Origin of the sequence: Isoptericola halotolerans, assembly GCF_003003075.1 — a bacterium.
In the GTDB taxonomy this organism is placed as follows: domain Bacteria; phylum Actinomycetota; class Actinomycetes; order Actinomycetales; family Cellulomonadaceae; genus Isoptericola; species Isoptericola halotolerans_A.
In genome coordinates this window covers 1-15,629 of record NZ_PVTX01000004.1, presented here as the reverse complement: position 1 = coordinate 15,629, position 15,629 = coordinate 1, and the positions used below count along the sequence as shown (strand labels likewise).

Annotated in this window: 13 protein-coding genes; 5 read left to right on the top strand and 8 right to left on the bottom strand. The window is 73.3% G+C overall.

Annotated elements, in window-relative coordinates; all coding sequences use genetic code 11:
• Positions 1-4: 4 nt before the first annotated feature.
• From BCL65_RS06985 to BCL65_RS06970, 4 genes are all read right to left on the bottom strand, one after another.
• Positions 5-1,540 carry an SDR family oxidoreductase gene (locus BCL65_RS06985; RefSeq protein ID WP_106266520.1) on the bottom strand — a complete coding sequence of 512 codons (1,536 nt, stop codon included), beginning with the start codon at positions 1,538-1,540 and terminating at the stop codon, positions 5-7.
• Positions 1,537-2,520: a DNA topoisomerase IB gene (locus BCL65_RS06980; protein WP_243400879.1), complete on the bottom strand. Its 984-nt coding sequence runs from the start codon at positions 2,518-2,520 to the stop codon at positions 1,537-1,539. Before BCL65_RS06980 ends, BCL65_RS06985 begins: the two co-directional genes overlap by 4 nt.
• 62 nt (positions 2,521-2,582) lie before the next feature.
• Positions 2,583-3,485, bottom strand: coding sequence for an acyl-CoA thioesterase (locus BCL65_RS06975; protein ID WP_106266929.1), 903 nt, complete (start codon positions 3,483-3,485; stop codon positions 2,583-2,585).
• Positions 3,486-3,497: 12 nt separating this feature from the next.
• A complete protein-coding gene (locus BCL65_RS06970; protein ID WP_106266928.1) occupies positions 3,498-3,881 on the bottom strand; it encodes a globin in 384 nt (127 codons plus the stop codon).
• Positions 3,882-4,042: 161 nt separating this feature from the next.
• Here BCL65_RS06970 and BCL65_RS06965 point away from each other — a divergent pair, with 161 nt between their 5' ends.
• Complete coding sequence (locus BCL65_RS06965; protein ID WP_106266518.1) at positions 4,043-4,282, top strand: glucose PTS transporter subunit EIIB; 240 nt, start codon at positions 4,043-4,045, stop codon at positions 4,280-4,282.
• A 101-nt stretch (positions 4,283-4,383) separates the two neighbouring features.
• On the opposite strand, the gene BCL65_RS06960 is transcribed toward BCL65_RS06965, so the two are convergent.
• Complete coding sequence (locus BCL65_RS06960; RefSeq protein WP_243400884.1) at positions 4,384-5,379, bottom strand: mechanosensitive ion channel family protein; 996 nt, start codon at positions 5,377-5,379, stop codon at positions 4,384-4,386.
• A gap of 110 nt (positions 5,380-5,489) precedes the next feature.
• Here BCL65_RS06960 and malQ point away from each other — a divergent pair, with 110 nt between their 5' ends.
• On the top strand, positions 5,490-7,658 hold the full coding sequence (gene malQ, locus BCL65_RS06955; protein ID WP_243400897.1) for a 4-alpha-glucanotransferase: 2,169 nt from the start codon (positions 5,490-5,492) through the stop codon (positions 7,656-7,658).
• 75 nt (positions 7,659-7,733) lie between these two features.
• Here malQ and pepN read toward each other — a convergent pair whose 3' ends face one another.
• Positions 7,734-10,313: an aminopeptidase N gene (gene pepN, locus BCL65_RS06950; protein WP_106266514.1), complete on the bottom strand. Its 2,580-nt coding sequence runs from the start codon at positions 10,311-10,313 to the stop codon at positions 7,734-7,736.
• A gap of 260 nt (positions 10,314-10,573) precedes the next feature.
• On the opposite strand from pepN, the gene BCL65_RS06945 reads away from it, so the two are divergent.
• The gene (locus BCL65_RS06945) at positions 10,574-11,605 is read left to right on the top strand and encodes a hypothetical protein (protein WP_106266512.1); all 1,032 of its coding nucleotides are present in this window, start codon (positions 10,574-10,576) and stop codon (positions 11,603-11,605) included.
• 21 nt (positions 11,606-11,626) lie between these two features.
• Here BCL65_RS06945 and BCL65_RS06940 read toward each other — a convergent pair whose 3' ends face one another.
• The gene (locus BCL65_RS06940) at positions 11,627-13,639 is read right to left on the bottom strand and encodes a M13 family metallopeptidase (RefSeq protein ID WP_106266511.1); all 2,013 of its coding nucleotides are present in this window, start codon (positions 13,637-13,639) and stop codon (positions 11,627-11,629) included.
• A gap of 92 nt (positions 13,640-13,731) precedes the next feature.
• Between BCL65_RS06940 and BCL65_RS06935 the strand changes: the two genes are divergently transcribed.
• Complete coding sequence (locus tag BCL65_RS06935) at positions 13,732-14,190, top strand: ribose-5-phosphate isomerase (RefSeq protein WP_106266924.1); 459 nt, start codon at positions 13,732-13,734, stop codon at positions 14,188-14,190.
• Between the two features lies 1 nt (position 14,191).
• On the top strand, positions 14,192-15,187 hold the full coding sequence (locus BCL65_RS06930; RefSeq protein WP_106266509.1) for an Fpg/Nei family DNA glycosylase: 996 nt from the start codon (positions 14,192-14,194) through the stop codon (positions 15,185-15,187).
• Here the strand turns inward: BCL65_RS06930 and BCL65_RS06925 are convergent.
• The coding region (locus BCL65_RS06925; protein ID WP_181340722.1) for an ABC transporter ATP-binding protein at positions 15,184-15,629 on the bottom strand (446 nt) is incomplete at its 5' end. The genes BCL65_RS06930 and BCL65_RS06925 overlap by 4 nt on opposite strands.

Here is a 15,629-nt window from a genome sequence, read left to right as displayed (position 1 = left end):
CGGCTCAGGAGGCCGAGCGGCGGAACAGCCGCTCGGCCTCCTCAGCCACGTTGCGCTGCATCCCGCCGAAGACGATCCCGTGGAACGGGGCGACCGACCACCAGTAGACCTGGCCGGCGAGGCCGTGGGGGTGGAACAGCGCCCGCTGGGCGAAGTAGGTGCGGCCCGGGCCGGCGGCGTCCTCGGGCACCGGACCGTCGTCGTCGCTGTCCGTGACCTCCTCCGCCGCCTCGTCGACGCGCAGCTCGAGCCACGCGAGGCCGGGCAGCTTCATCTCGGCGCGCAGCAGCAGCCGCTTGCCGGGGTCGATCGCCTCGACCCGCCAGAAGTCGAGCACGTCGTCCACGCGCAGCTGATGCTCGTCGCGACGGCCGCGCCGCAGACCCGGCCCCCCGGCGAGGCGGTCCAGCACCCCGCGCAACCGCCAGGCGAGCGCCCACGAGTACCAGCCGTCCTGGCCGCCGATCTCCTCGATCACCTGCCAGAGCACGTCGCGCGGGGCCTCCACCACCGTGCGGCGCTCGTCCACGTAGAACGACCCCCCGGCCCAGTCGGGATCCGTGGGCAGCGGGTCCGACGGCGCCCCCGGCAGCGAGGCCGACGACCAGCGGGTCGTCACCTCGCCGTCGTGGACGCGAGCGAGCGCCATCTCGATCGCGCGGTCGACGCCGACGAGCCCCTCGGGCGGGTCCGGCACGAACCGGCGCACGTCGTCGTCCCGGCACACGACCTCGTGCTGGAGCGACTCGACGAGCGGGCGTGCGATGCCCGACGGCACGGGGGTGACCAGACCGACCCAGTGGCTGGACAGGCGCGGGGTGAGCACCGGCACGCCCACGATGACCCGCCGCCGGAGGCCGGCGGCCCGGGCGTAGCGGTGCATCATCTCGCGGTACGTCAGGATGTCCGGGCCGCCGATGTCGAACCCGCGCGACTCCTCGGCCGGGATGGTCGCCGCGCCGACGAGGTAGCGCAGGACGTCACGGATGGCGATCGGCTGGATGCGGTTGTCCACCCAGCGTGGCGTCGTCATCGCCGGGAGCCGCTCGGTGAGGTACCGCATCATCTCGAACGACGCCGAGCCCGAGCCGAGGATCACCGCCGCCCGCAGCACCGCCGTCGGCACCCCGGAGGCCAGCAGGATCTCCTCGACCTCCTTGCGGGACGCGAGGTGCGGGGACAGCTCGCCCTCGGGGACGTCGGGGTAGAGGCCGCCCAGGTAGACGATGCGGCCCACGCCCGCCTCGCGCGCGGCACGGGCGAACGTCAGGGCGTTGCGGCGGTCGACGGCCTCGAACGTGCGGCCCGTCCCGAGCGAGTGGACCAGGTAGTAGGCGACGTCGGCCCCCTCGAGCGCGTCGCGCACCGCCTCGAGGTCGCCGACGTCGGCCGCCACGCGTTCGACGTCGTCGGCCCACTCGCGCCCGTCCAGGCGGGCCGGGTTCCGCGAGAGCGCGCGGACGGTGAACCCGGCGTCCAGCAGCTCGGGCACGAGCCGGCCGCCCACGTAGCCGGTGACCCCGGTGACGACGGCCCTCATCCGAGCAGCTCCAGCACGGCCCGCTCGGCGCCCGACCGGCGGCGGGCGGCGGGGATCGTTTCGCCCCGCTCCCACAGGTCGAACAGGCGGGGGTCGATGTACGACGACCGGGCGACGGCCGGGGTGTTCCCGAGCTCCTCGGCCACGTCCTTCACGATGCCGGCGACGACGCGCCGTCGGGCCCGTTGCGAGGAGGGCGCAGGCCCGGTCTCCGCCAGCGCCTGGGCCGTCAGGACGGTCGCGTGCCAGGTCCGGAAGTCCTTGGGCGTGGCGTCCTCCCCGAGACGCGCCCGGATGTCCGCCTGCACGTCCGCGCTCGTGACGTCGTGCCAGGTACGGCCGCCTCCGGCGTCGTCCCGCCAGGCGAGCAGCTCCGTGCCGCCGCGGCGCCGTTTGAGGGACGCCACGATGCCCGCCACGGTCTCGTCCGCCACGACCACGTCGCGCACCTGCCCCGACTTGGCTGGGTAGCGGAAGCGGACGGACCCGTCCCGGGCCACCCGCGCGTGCTCCTTGCGGATCGTGGCGAGCCCGAAGGTGCCGTGCTTGCGCGCGTACACCTCGCTCCCCGCCCGGAAGTAGGCCTCGTCCAGCAGGCGGAACGCGAGGGCCAGCACCTTCTGGCGCGGGAACCTGGGCAGGGCCAGGTCGCGGGTCACCCTCCGCCGCGCGCCGGGCAGGCGCCGGGCGAACTCCAGGACGTGGTCGTGCTTGCGACGGGTCCGGCGCTCCTGCCACTGCGGGTGGTACAGGTACTGCCCGCGGCCCGCGTCGTCGTGCCCGAAAGCCTGCAGGTGGCCGTTCTGGTGCCGGCAGATCCAGACGTCGCGCCAGGCGGGTGGTATCGCCAGCTGCCGGCACCGTTCGATCTCGTCGGTGTCGGTCAAGGGCATGCCGTCGACGTCCAGGAACACCCACCCGTCGCCCTTCCGACGGCGCGAGTAGCCCGGGTCCGACGGTGACGAACGGCGTAGACGCACCCCGACAGTGTGGAACGACCTGCGTCATCGTGCACGGGATGCGGAGGGGGCGCTGCTCACGCTCAGCCCGGGAGCCGCACCATGCCCTCCTGCGCGATGGTCGCCACCAGCGCGCCGTCACGGTCGTAGACGCGGGCGAGCCCCAGCCCACGGCCGCCCTGGGCCCCGGGCGACTCCTGGACGTACAGCAGCCACTCGTCGGCGCGCGCGTCCCGGTGGAACCACATCGCGTGGTCGAGGGAGGCCATCGGGACCTTGCCGCCCACGTCCAGCCACGACGTCCCGGCCTGGCGCAGCACCGGCTCCAGCATGACCTGGTCGCAGGCGAACGCCAGCAGCGCACGGTGCAGCAGCCGGTCGTCGGAGTCGATCGTGTGCCGGGCGCGGATCCAGACCAGCTGGTCCGGCCGAGGGTCCGTCGCCGCACCGAGGTAGACGGAGCCGCCCACGTGCGCCAGCTCGAACGCCGACCCCTCCGACCAGTACTTCGCCGCCGGGTGGTCGACGCCGGCGAGCGCCTCGAACGTCGAGGTGACGTCCTCCGGGGCGGGGACGTCGTCGGGCGCCGGCAGCTGTGCCTCGTAGCCGGGCTGGTCCACCTGGAACGAGGCCGTCAGCGACAGGATGGGGCGGCCCGCCTGGATCGCGTGGGTGCGGCGTGCGCTGAAGGAGCGCCCGTCCCGGAGCCGTTCGACGGCGAAGTCGACGGGGGAGTCGAGGGCTCCCTCGCGCAGGAAGTAGGCGTGCAGCGAGTGCGGGAGCCGGTCGTCCTCCACCGTCCTGCCGCACGCCAGCAAGGCCTGGGCGAGCACCTGCCCGCCGTACACCCGCCGTCCCGGGCCCGGCACGGACTCGCCGCGCCAGAGGTCGTCCTCGCCGCGCGGGCCCCAGCCCTCGACCTCCCGCAGGTCCAGGGCTGCGAGCAGCTGGTCGAGGGGGCTACCGCTCGTGTCGGTCACGGTCACGCTCACTCCGCATCATTCCTCGAAGGTATTGATCATGCTGAAGGCCGCGCGCTCCAGGTAGTCCCACAGCTGGGACTCGTGCGCCGGGGCCAGCTCGAGGGAGTCGACGGCGGTGCGCATGTGGGCCAGCCAGCGGTCGCGGGCGTCCGGGTTGACCTTGAAGGGCGCGTGCCGCATCCGCAGGCGTGGGTGGCCGCGCTGCTCGCTGTACGTCGTCGGCCCGCCCCAGTACTGCTCGAGGAAGAGCGTCAGCCGCTCCTTGGCGGGGCCGAGGTCCTCCTCGGGGTACATGGGGCGCAGCACCTCGTCGTCCGCGACGCCCGCGTAGAACACGTCCACGAGGCGCTCGAACGTGGCGTGCCCGCCGATGTCGTCGTAGAAGGTGGGTGTCGTCACCGGCACATCTTCCCAGATCGGCGCACCGGTGGACCGTGGCGGCGGTCACCCGATGGACGCCCGGCACCGCTCTGCCGACCCGCCCGGTTGCCCGAGACGTTAAGGTGGTGATGGACCTGCAACGACGCGATCCGACGAACCACTTCCTGGGGAGATACCGAATGAGCAAGGCGGAAGACATCCTCTCAGCCCTCGGCGGGACCACCAACGTCGTCGAGCTCGAACCGTGCATCACGAGACTGCGTGTCCAGGTGTCCGACCCCCAGCTCGTCGACGAGCACGGCCTCAAGACGTCCGGTGCCTTCGGCGTGGTCCGTTCGGGCAGCATCATCCAGGTCATCGTGGGCCCGGAGGCGGACAACCTGGCCGCCGAGCTGGACGGACGCCTCGCCTCGGCCTGACCCGGTGATCGCTGTGGGTGCACGACACGCCGTGTCGGCGCCCAGCCGACCGGCGTGTCGTGCACCCACAGCGGGAGGTGAGGTGGGCGGGGCGACCGAGCTCAGCCCTCGCCGGACTCGACCGCGTCCGTGCGCAGCACCTTGACGCCGCGGAGCTGAGCCTGCGCGGCGCGCAGCATCGCCCGCGAGACGTCCCACTGCATGCCCGGCTTGACCTGCGCGTGCAGGGTGAAGGACATCGAGAAGTCCGTCACGGCGTCCACGCCGCGGACCGACGGCGGCTCGAGGAACTCGTCGGCCCACTCCGGGTCGGCCGCGACGGCGTCGGCCGCTCGCCCGAGCGCGGCCCGCACCACGTCGACGTCCGCGTCCACCGGGACCCGGACCTCCGCCAGCGCGCGCGACCACCCCTGCGTGCGGTTGCCGGCGCGCAGGATCTCGCCGTTGCGGACCCACCACAGCGTGCCGTCGATCGAGCGCACCTGCGTGGTGCGCAGCTGCACCTCCTCGATGACTCCCTCGGCGCCGGAGCCGAGGTCGACCACGTCGCCGACGCCGTACTGGTCCTCGATGAGGATGAAGATGCCGGAGATGAAGTCCTTGACCAGGGACTGCGCGCCGAAGCCCAGCGCGATGCCGGCCACACCCGCGGAGGCGAGCAGCGGCCCGACGGGATACCCGATCTCGGTCAGGACCATGAGCAGGATCAGGACGCCGACGACGATGTTGGCCGTCGAGTTCAGCACCGAACCCACGGTCCGGGCGCGCTGGGCACGCCGCGCCGAGGCCAGCGGGTTCGCCATGACCAGCGCGTCGCCGACGATCGGTGAACGGCGGAACCAGTCCTTCCAACCCTTCTCCTGGGCGCGAGGGACACCTGTCGCGATCCGCTCGGTCACGTGGGAGATGACGCGACGCAGCAGCACCAGGACGACGATGCCGACCACGACGATGATCAGGACGCGCAGCGGCCAGCCGGTGAACCAGGTCCAGAAGGCGTCGCCGGCCTCCTCGATCTCCTCCGGGAGGGTGGGCGACGGCGACGGGTCCGGCGTGCTGGCGGTCGGCGGTACGGCGGGGAGGCGTAGCAAGTTCACGCGTGCCACCGTAACGGCCGGTCCCGGTCGCCGGTACCGCCGTCGAGGCGGTCCGTGGCGTGGGGGGTCGGTCCTGGGCGCCCGATGGTGGCAGGATCGTCCCCGTGAGCATGAAGGACATGGACCAGGCCGTGCCCGACGACGGCGCGCGCGCCGAGCTGCACGAGCTCGCCGCGGCGCACGGGGTGCTCACCGAGTACCACCGGTTCGGCGGCGAGCTGGCGCACGTGCCCGACGCGACCCTGGTCGACGTGCTCCAGGCGCTCGGCGTCGAGGCCGGCAGCCCGCAGGCCGTCTCCCAGGGACTGCGCCGGGTGCGGGACGAGGAGTGGCGATCGGTCCTGCCGCCGACCGTCGTCGTGCGCCAGGGGCACGAGTCCCAGGTGCCGGTGCACGTCACCGACGGCGCGTCGGTGCACGTGTGGCTCGAGCTGGACGGGGCCGAGCCCGCGGCCCGGCGCCACGCCGTCCGTCCGCGGCGCGACCTGGCACAGACCGAGAACGACGTCCCGCCGCGCGAGGTCGACGGCCGGCGTGTGGGCCGTGCGACGTTCGCGGTGCCCGCCGACGTCCCGCTGGGCTGGCACACGCTCTACGCGCTGAGCGAGGGCAACGAGTCGTCCACCACCCTCGTGGTGACGCCGGACCGGCTCGAGCTGCCGGCGGCCGTCGCGCGGGGCCAGGTCTGGGGCGTCCTCGCGCAGCTCTACTCGGTGCGCTCGCGCACGTCGTGGGGGCTGGGGGACCTGGCCGACCTGGCCGACCTCGCCTGGCTCACCGCGCACCGTGCCGGGGCGGACTTCGTGGCCGTGAACCCGCTGTCGGCGGCCGAGCCGGTCACGCCCATGACGCCGTCGCCCTACCTGCCGACGTCGCGCCGGTTCGGCAACCCGGTCTACGTCCGCGTCGAGGACATCCTGGAGACGGCGTACCTGTCGGCCGCGGACCGCTCCCTGGTGGAGTGGGCGGCCGACCCGGTCCGGGACCTCGACGGGGACGGCGGACCGCTCGACCGGGACGCCGTCTGGGACGCGAAGAAGGCTGCGCTCGAGGTGGTGCACTCCGCGCCGCGTCGAGCCGCTCGACAGGCGGCGTACGAGGAGTTCGTGGCCGCCCAGGGGGCCGGTCTGCAGGACTTCGCGACCTGGTGCGCGATCGTCGAGGAGCTGGGCGGCAGACCCTGGCCCGCCGAGCTGGCCGATCCCGGGTCCCCGGCCGTCGCCGCCGCCCGGGAGCGGCTCGCCGAGCGGGTCGACTTCTTCATTTGGCTGCAGTGGGTGTTCGACGAGCAGAAGGCAGCGGCCCAGCGCACGGCCGTCGACGCCGGGATGCGGCTGGGGATCGTCCACGACCTCGCCGTCGGGGTGCACCCTGACGGCGCGGACGCCTGGGCGAACGCCGACGTGCTCGCCCGCGGCGTCGGGGTCGGTGCCCCGCCGGACATGTACAACCAGCAGGGCCAGAACTGGTCCCAGCCGCCGTGGAACCCGCGGGCGCTCGCGCGTGCCGGCTACGCGCCCTACCGCGACATGCTGCGCACCGCGCTGCGGCACGCCGGTGCCCTGCGGGTCGACCACATCCTGGGCCTGTTCCGGCTGTGGTGGGTGCCGGAGGGCCGGTCCGCCCGGGACGGCGCCTACGTGCGCTACGACCACGACGCGCTGGTCGGGATCCTCGCGCTGGAGGCGCAGCGCGCGGGCGCCGTCGTCATCGGTGAGGACCTCGGTGTGTTCGAGCCGTGGGTGCGCGAGTACCTGGCCGATCGCGGCGTCCTCGGCACGTCCGTGTTCTGGTTCGAGAAGACGGGCGGCCGGCCGACGGCGCCGCAGGACTACCGCCGTCTGACCCTCGCCACCGTCGGCACGCACGACATGCCCCCGACGGCGGGGTACCTCGCCGGCGAGCACGTCGACCTGCGGGAGCGGCTCGGCCTGCTCGCCGAGGACGCGCAGGCGCTGCGCGGGCAGGCCCGGGCCGAGCGGAACGCGGCGGTCGCGGTGCTGGCCGAGCAGGGGCTCGTCGGGGACAACCCGTCGGAGCGCGAGGTCGTCGAGGCGCTGCACCGGTACCTGCGCCGGTCGTCGGCCGCGCTGGTCGGCGTCCAGCTCGTCGACGCGGTGGGGGAGCGGCGCGCGCAGAACCAGCCGGGCACCGACCGGGAGTACCCGAACTGGAAGGTGCCGCTCGGCGACTCCGCCGGGAACGTGGTGCTGGTCGAGGACCTGTTCGACAACGCGCGGCTGCGGTCGCTCTTCGCGGCGGTCGCGGCGGCGAGATAGCCGCCTCGAGACGACGGAGGGGCCCGGACCGTGCGGTCCGGGCCCCTCGGCGCGTTCGCGGCGGGGTCGTGCCCGTCAGTCGGTGACGGCCGCGTCGACCGCCTGGGCGCCTAGCGCCCGCTCGGTGCCGGCCAGCGCCTCGATCACCATGCGACGCAGGGCCGACGGCGCGTCGGCGTGGGTCTCGAGCCAGCCGCGCACCGTGTCCCGCAGCCGCGTCGACGCGAGCGGAGCCGGGTAGAGCCCCTCGATGAGCTCCTCCGCGATGTGGTAGCTGCGGGTCTCCCAGATCGGCAGCAGCGCGTCCACGTAGCGCTGGGCGAACGACGCCAGCACCGCGGGGTCGGTGACCTGCACGAACCCGGCCGCCGTCGCGCGGATGATCGCGTTCGGTGCGTCGGCGTCCTCGACCACCGAGGCGAACGCACGCTCCTTGCCGGCGGTGGTGGGCGTCGCCGCACGGGCCCGTGCGGCGGCCTGGCGGCCCGACGCCGTGTCGTCGGCGGACAGTGCCGCGTCGATCTCGTCGTCGCCGGCGGCACCGAGCTGGACGAGCCCCTGCAGGAGCTCCCAGCGCAGGTCGGTGTCGACCGCCAGCCCGTCGAGGACGACGGAGCCGTCGAGCAGACCGCGCAGCGGGGCGACGTGCGCCTCGGTGGACGACAGCGTCGAGAAGTACTTGACGAGCTGGAGCTGCAGGTCGGACCCGGCAGCAGCCTCCTGAGCGAGCGTCCACAGGGTGTCGCCCACGCGCTCGAGGGTGGCGGCCCGGCGCTCGGGAGCCACGTACGAGCGGGCGGCCAGGCCGAGCTGGGCCAGCGTGGTGCGGACGGTGGTCGACTCCGTCTCCGCCGCGATGTTGCCCAGGACGAGGTCGACGTACGCCGACGCCGGGGTCTCGCCGTCGCGCACCGCGTCCCACACCGAGCCCCACACGAGCGAGCGGGCCAACGGGTCGCTGATGCGCGACAGGTTCTCGACGGCGAAGGTGAGCGAGGCCTCGTCGAGACGCACCTTGGCGTAGGCGAGGTCGTCGTCGTTGATCAGCACCAGGTCGGGCCGGGCGAGGCCGACCAGCTCGGGGACCGCCGTGCGGGGGCCGTCGACGTCGACCTGGAGGGACCGCGTGCGCACCACGGCCCCGGAGTCGTCGAGGTCGTAGCAGCCGATGCCGAGGCGGTGGGGCCGGATGGTGGGGTGGTCGGCGGGCGCCGTCTGCTCGATCTGGAACGACGTGATCCGGCGGTGGTCGTCCAGCTCGATGGCGGGGCGCAGCGTGTTGACGCCCGCGGTCTCGAGCCAGGTCTTCGCCCAGGCCCCGAGGTCGCGCCCGCTGGTGGCCTCGAGCTCGACGAGGAGGTCGGGCAGCTCGGTGTTGCCCCAGGCGTGCTTGCGGAAGTAGGCCGAGACGCCGCTGACGAACTCCTCGCGGCCGACCCACGCCACGAGCTGCTTGAGCACCGAGGCGCCCTTGGCGTAGGTGATGCCGTCGAAGTTGACCTGGACGTCCTCGAGGTCGTTGATCGCGGCGACGATCGGGTGCGTGGACGGGAGCTGGTCCTGGCGGTAGGCCCAGGTCTTCTCCATCGCGTTGAAGGTGGTCCAGGCGCCCTCCCACTCCGTGGCCTCGGCCGTGGCGAGCGTGGAGACGTACTCGGCGAAGGACTCGTTGAGCCACAGGTCGTTCCACCACTTCATGGTGACCAGGTCGCCGAACCACATGTGGGCGAGCTCGTGCAGCACGGTCACGACGCGCCGCTCGCGGACGGCGTCGGTGACCTGGGAGCGGAACACGTAGGACTCGGTGAAGGTGACGCAGCCCGGGTTCTCCATCGCGCCCATGTTGTACTCGGGCACGAAGAGCTGGTCGTACTTGTCGAACGGGTACGGGACGCCGAACGTCTCCTCGTAGAAGGCGAAGCCTTGGCGCGTCGTCGTCATGATCGCCTCGGCGTCGAGGTGCTCGGACAACGACGAGCGGCAGAAGACGCCCAGCGGGATCGTGCGGCCGTCGGACGACGTGACCTCGCCGCGCTCCACGGCGTACGGACCGGCGACGAGCGCCGCGAGGTAGGTGGAGATGCGCGGCGTCGGCTCGAACTCCCAGCGGGCGGCCTCCACCGCGGGCTCGGTGGCGTGCTCGGCGGGCGTGGGTTCCGGCGTGGGCTGGTTCGACACGACGTGCCACGCGGCCGGGGCCGTCACGGTGAGCTGGAAGGGCGCCTTGAGGTCCGGCTGCTCGAACGTGGCGAAGACGCGCCGGGCGTCGGGCACCTCGAACTGCGTGTAGAGGTAGACCTCGCCGTCGACCGGGTCGACGAACCGGTGCAGGCCCTCCCCGGTGTTCATGTAGGCGCAGTCGGCGACGACGCGCAGCTCGTTCTCGGCGGCGAGATCCTCGAGCGCGATGCGGGAGTCGGCGAAGACCTGCGTGACGTCGAGCGACCGCCCGTTGAGCGTCACCTCGCGCAGGACCGGGGCGACCAGGTCGACGAACGTGCCCGTTCCCTCGACCGCGGAGAACCGGATGACGGTCGTGGACGTGAACGTCTCCGGACCGGTGGTCAGGTCGAGGTCGACGGCGTACGACTCGACGGTGGTGATGACCCGGGCGCGCTCGATCGCTTCGACGCGGGTCAGGTTCTCTCCGGGCACGGGTGCTCCCTGGGACGGTGACGGGTGGCGCCGACCACGAGGTCGTCGCGGTCGCGTGCGTCGATCATGCCACCTCGGACCCGGCGTGCCGAACCCTTTCCCCGCCTTTCCGCGGCGCCGCCGAGCCGTCACGTGCGCGTCGGCCCGCGACCGGCGGGAGGTGCAGGTTCGACGGACGAGACCTGGTCGTGACATCCTGCGCTGTGCGCGTCAGCGCGTCGGCCGGTCGTAGCGGCCGACCGTCCCGGGAGGGAGTCCAGATGTCCGGCAACGTGCCGCCGCCCCCGCCGCCGCCCGGCCCTGCCTCGCAGGGCTACGGCGACGACTCGTCGCGGGAACCCGTGCGCCGCCCGTCCGCTGCGGCGGCCCCGCCGTCGTTCGCCCCCGGCACCCCGCCCGACGCCCGGGCGACGGGCTCGCCGTCGCCCGCGCCGAGCCCGCACGCGCCGATCCCGCCGGCTCCGAACCGGGCCGAGGCCGCACCCACCCAGGTGCAGCAGCCCCAGCCCGCGTCGGCCCCGCAGCAGCCGCAGTACACCGCGCCGGTGCGGCAGCCCGCCTACCAGCCGGCGGTCTACCAGCAGCCCGTGTACGAGCAGGCGCACCACCAGCAGCCGCCGCAGGGGCCTCCTCAGCAGTACGGCTACACGCCGCAGCAGTACGCCTACCAGCAGCCCGCGCCGCCCCCCGGGACCGCGCAGCACCCGACGACGCCGGCCGGGAAGCGCCGGGGGAAGCGGTTGACGCCCGGCTGGATCGCGTTCATCGCGGCGGACGCGATCCTGATCGTCGTGGCGGTCGTGTTCGCGGTCAACGTGCTGGGCGGTTCCGACCTGGCGCCCGTGGACGCCGCCGCGCAGCCCAGCGCCGGCACGAGCCAGGAAGCGCAGGACGACGCCGAGGGCGACGACGGGCAGGAGGCGGCCGACGACCCGGGCGCGTCGGTCAGCACGTTCGCCTCGCCGTCGCGCAACATCTCGTGCGAGGTGTTCGAGAACCAGGTGTCGTGCGCCATCGCCGAGCTGAACCAGCAGCCCGCCCCGGTGGAGGGCTGCGACGGGACCACCGGTTACGTGGTGACCCTCGACGGGCAGGGGAAGGTCGCGCTGCCGTGCGTCGCGGGTGCCGACAAGCCCAAGAAGGCCCCGAAGAAGCTGGACGAGGTGCCCTACGGCGAGTCCGTGACCGAGGGCGACTTCACGTGCTCCAGCGAGCAGGACGGCATGTACTGCCAGCACGACCCGACCGGCAAGGGCTTCTCGCTGGCACGGGCCGGCGTCGGGACCTACTGACCGGCCCCGACGCCGGACCGGTCACCAGATCCGGACCCGCTCCTCGGCCGGGAGGTACAGCGCGTCGTCCGCCGCGACGTCGTAAGCCGCGTAGTACTCGTCGAGGTTCCGCACGACGCCGTTGCACCGGAACTCGTTCGGCGAGTGCGGGTCGGTGGCCAGCCGGCGCACGATCTCCTCGTCGCGGCCCTTGGCCTGCCACACCTGCGCCCAGCCGAGGAACACGCGCTGCAGGCCGGTGAGCCCGTCGATCACCGGCGCGTCGTCCAGGGACCCGCCGAGGGCGATCCGATACGCCTTGATCGCGATGGACAGCCCGCCGAGGTCGCCGATGTTCTCGCCGATCGTCAGCGCCCCGTTGACGTACGCGTCGTCCCCGGTGAGCTGCGCGGGCCGGAAGGCGCCGTACTGGTCGACGAGCGCCTTGGTCCGTTGCTCGAACTCCGCCCGGTCGGTCGGGGTCCACCAGTCCTCGAGGCGCCCGTCGCCGTCGTACTTCGAGCCCTGGTCGTCGAACCCGTGGCCGATCTCGTGACCGATGACCGCGCCGATCCCGCCGAAGTTCACGGCGTCCTCGGCCTCCGGGTCGAAGAACGGCGGCTGCAGGATGGCCGCGGGGAAGACGATCTCGTTCATGCCCGGGTTGTAGTAGGCGTTGACGGTCTGCGGCGTCATGAACCACTCGTCGCGGTCCAGGGGTCGCCCGATCTTGCCCAGCTCGTAGTCCTGCTCGAACGCGTGCGCGCGCCGGACGTTGCCGACGAGGTCGTCGGCGACGACCTCGAGGCCGGAGTAGTCGCGCCACTTCACGGGGTAGCCCACCTTCGGGGTGAACTTCTCGAGCTTGGTCAGCGCGCGCTGCTTGGTCTCGTCGGTCATCCAGTCGAGCTCCTGGATGGACTCGCGGTAGGCCGCGACGAGGTACGAGACGAGCTCGTCCATGCGGTCCTTGTGCGTGGGCGGGAAGTGGCGGGCCACGTACTCCTGGCCGACGGCCTCGCCGAGCGCGCCCTGCACCACCGTGACGGCCCGCTTCCAGCGCTCGCGCACCTCCTGGGCGCCGGACAGCGTGCGGCCGTAGAAGTCGAAGTTCGCCTCGACGACGGCGTCGGCCAGGTAGGGCGCGCGGGCCGTGATCAGGTGGTAGGCGGCCCAGAGCTTCCAGTCGTCGAGGTCGGCCGACGCCCACAGCGCGGCGAAGCCGGTGGCGAACGAGGGCTCGCGCACCACCAGGGCGTCGAGGGAGCCCTCCGGGGCGCCGAGCGCCTCGGCCCACCCGGCCCAGTCGTAGCCGGGGGCCGAGGCGACCAGCTCGCCGAACGTGGTCGGGTTGTACGTCTCGGTGGCGTCGCGGTCCCGCACGACGTCCCAGTGGTGGGAGGCGAGCCGCGTCTCGAGGGCGACGACCCGCTCGGCCGCGTCGTCCGCCGTCGTCCCCCAGGCGTCCTGCCCCACGCCCGCGAGCGTGAGCATCCGCGCGACGTGCGGGGTGTAGCGGGCGCGGATCGGCGCGTACTGCTCCTCCCGGTAGTAGGCCTCGTCGGGCAGGCCGATGCCGCCCTGGACGAAGTACGTCACGTACGTCTCGGGGTCCTTGGCGTCGTTGTCGACGTAGAACCCGACGGCGCCGCCGCCCCCGGTGCGCTGCAGCGTGCCGAGCACGCGGGCGAGCGACGCCCGGTCGGTCGCCTCCTTGATCGCCGCGAGCTCGTCGCGCACGGGAGAGGTGCCCAGCGCCTCGATCCGCTCGGTGTCCATGAAGCTCGCGTACAGGGCGCCGACCTGTGCCTGGGAGCCGGTCGCCGCACCGCGCAGGGCCGCGTCGCCCGCGTCGGTGATGATCTCGCGGACCTGCTCCTCGGCGGCGTCGTGCAGCGCACGGAAGGCCCCGTCCATGGAGCGGTCGGCCGGGATCTCGTGCGCGTCGAGCCAGCGGCCGTTCACGTGGCGGAACAGGTCGTCCTGCGGGCGTACGCCCTCGTCGAGTGCTGATGTGTCGATGCCGGACCGCAGCCCGGTCGCGTCGGTCGTCATGGCGCCAGCGTACGCACCAGCAGCCGGCCTCCGTGGAGCAGGCCGGTGAGACGGGTCGGCAGGCGTCCCCGCGCGTGGGTGAGAATGGGGTCATGCGCCTGCACATCGCCGCCGACCACGCCGGATTCGAGCTCAAGTCCCACCTCGTCGACCACCTGCGCGCCGCCGGGCACGACGTCGTCGACCACGGTGCCCACGAGTACGACGCCCAGGACGACTACCCGTCGTTCTGCTTCGCCGCCGGCGAGGCCGTCGTGTCGGAGCCCGGGTCGTTGGGCATCGTCATCGGCGGGTCCGGGAACGGCGAGCAGATCGCGGCGAACAAGGTGACCGGCGTGCGCGCGGTGCTGGCCTGGTCCCGCGAGACGGCCACGCTCGGCCGGCAGCACAACGACGCGAACGTCGTCGCCGTCGGCGGGCGCATGCACTCGCTGGAGGAGGCCACCGCGCTGGTCGAGGCCTTCATCGCCGAGCCCTTCTCGGGCGACGCCCGCCACCAGCGCCGGATCGACCAGCTCGCCGCCTACGAGGCGTCGCGAACCACCGCCTGACGTGCCCGAGGGGCACACCGTCCACCGGCTCGCCAGGCTCCTGCGCGAGCTGTTCGCCGGCAGCCCGGTGCGCGTCACCAGCCCCCAGGGCCGGTTCGCTGCCGGGGCGTCGCTGCTCGACGGCGGCACGGTCGTCGCGGCCGAGGCGTGGGGCAAGCAGCTCTTCGTCGGGTTCGCCCCCGGGCCGGCAGGCGAGACGGCCGAGCCGGAGCACTGGCTCCGGGTACACCTCGGCCTCTACGGGGCGTGGACGTTCGCCGGTGACGCGAGCACCGACGTCGTGCACGCCATCGGCGCGCCGCGGCGCCGGATCGGCGAGCGGGACTCGCTCCCGGCACCCGAGCCGTCGGCGGGGGAGTGGACCGTGCCGGAGCCGCGCGGCGCGGTGCGGGTCCGTCTGCTCGGACGGCACGCCGTGGCGGACCTGACCGGCCCGACCGCCTGCGAGGTGCTCACGCCGGCCGAGAAGGCGGGCGTCGAGGCGCGCCTCGGTCCGGACCCGATCCGGACCGACGGCGGCCGAGGCTCCCTGGACGCGGCGCGAGACGCCTTCGTCGAGCGCGTGCGCAGGTCGCGCGTGACGGTCGGGCAGCAGCTCATGGACCAGGCCGTGGTCGCCGGGGTCGGCAACATCTACCGCGCGGAGGCCCTGTTCCGGGCCGGCGTCGACCCGCTCGTCCCCGGACGCGAGGTGCCGGCAGAGGTCCTCGGGGCTCTGTGGGACGACCTCGTCGTCCTGATGCGCGACGGCGCGGACACCGGCCGGATCGTCACCACCCGGCCCGAGCACCGGTCCGAGCACCCCGGAACCGGGGCACCGGCTCCGCAGCGTCGTCCACGTCAGAACACCGACGGCGATGCCGGGGCCGTGGCGTCGGAGCAGGCGTTCTACGTCTACCACCGCGACGGGCTGCCGTGCCGCGTCTGTGGCGCTCCCGTGCTGCTCAAGGAGCTGGCCGGTCGCAACCTGTTCTGGTGCGGGGTCTGCGAGGGCTAGCCCTGGTGGCGGTGCGCACGGATGAATGTCTTGTAGGCCGCGGTGACCTCCTCGACCGGTCCGTCCATGACGAGCCGGCCCTGGTGCATCCACAGCACGCGGGTGCACATGGCCTCGATCGTGGAGATCGAGTGGCTCACGAGGAACACGGTGCCGGCCTGCTGGCGGACCTCCTCGATGCGCGCCTTGGAGCGGGACTTGAACGCGGCGTCGCCGGTGGCCAGGGCCTCGTCGACCATGAGGATGTCGGGGATGGCCGCGGAGCTGATCGCGAACCGCAGCCGGGCGGCCATGCCCGAGGAGTACGTCTTCATCGGCAGGTCCACGAAGCTGCCGATGTCGGCGAACTCCACGACCTCGTCGAACTTCTCGTCGACCTCCTTGGGCGTCATGCCCAGGGCGAGGCCCCCGATCTCGATGTTCTTCGAACCGGTCATCTGCG

Coding starts and splice junctions, on each gene's coding strand:
- BCL65_RS06940 (WP_106266511.1), bottom strand. CDS start 13,639: ATGACGACCGACGCGACCGGGCTGCGGTCCGGCATCGACACATCAGCA.
- malQ (WP_243400897.1), top strand. CDS start 5,490: ATGAAGGACATGGACCAGGCCGTGCCCGACGACGGCGCGCGCGCCGAG.
- BCL65_RS06935 (WP_106266924.1), top strand. CDS start 13,732: ATGCGCCTGCACATCGCCGCCGACCACGCCGGATTCGAGCTCAAGTCC.
- BCL65_RS06985 (WP_106266520.1), bottom strand. CDS start 1,540: ATGAGGGCCGTCGTCACCGGGGTCACCGGCTACGTGGGCGGCCGGCTC.
- BCL65_RS06945 (WP_106266512.1), top strand. CDS start 10,574: ATGTCCGGCAACGTGCCGCCGCCCCCGCCGCCGCCCGGCCCTGCCTCG.
- BCL65_RS06965 (WP_106266518.1), top strand. CDS start 4,043: ATGAGCAAGGCGGAAGACATCCTCTCAGCCCTCGGCGGGACCACCAAC.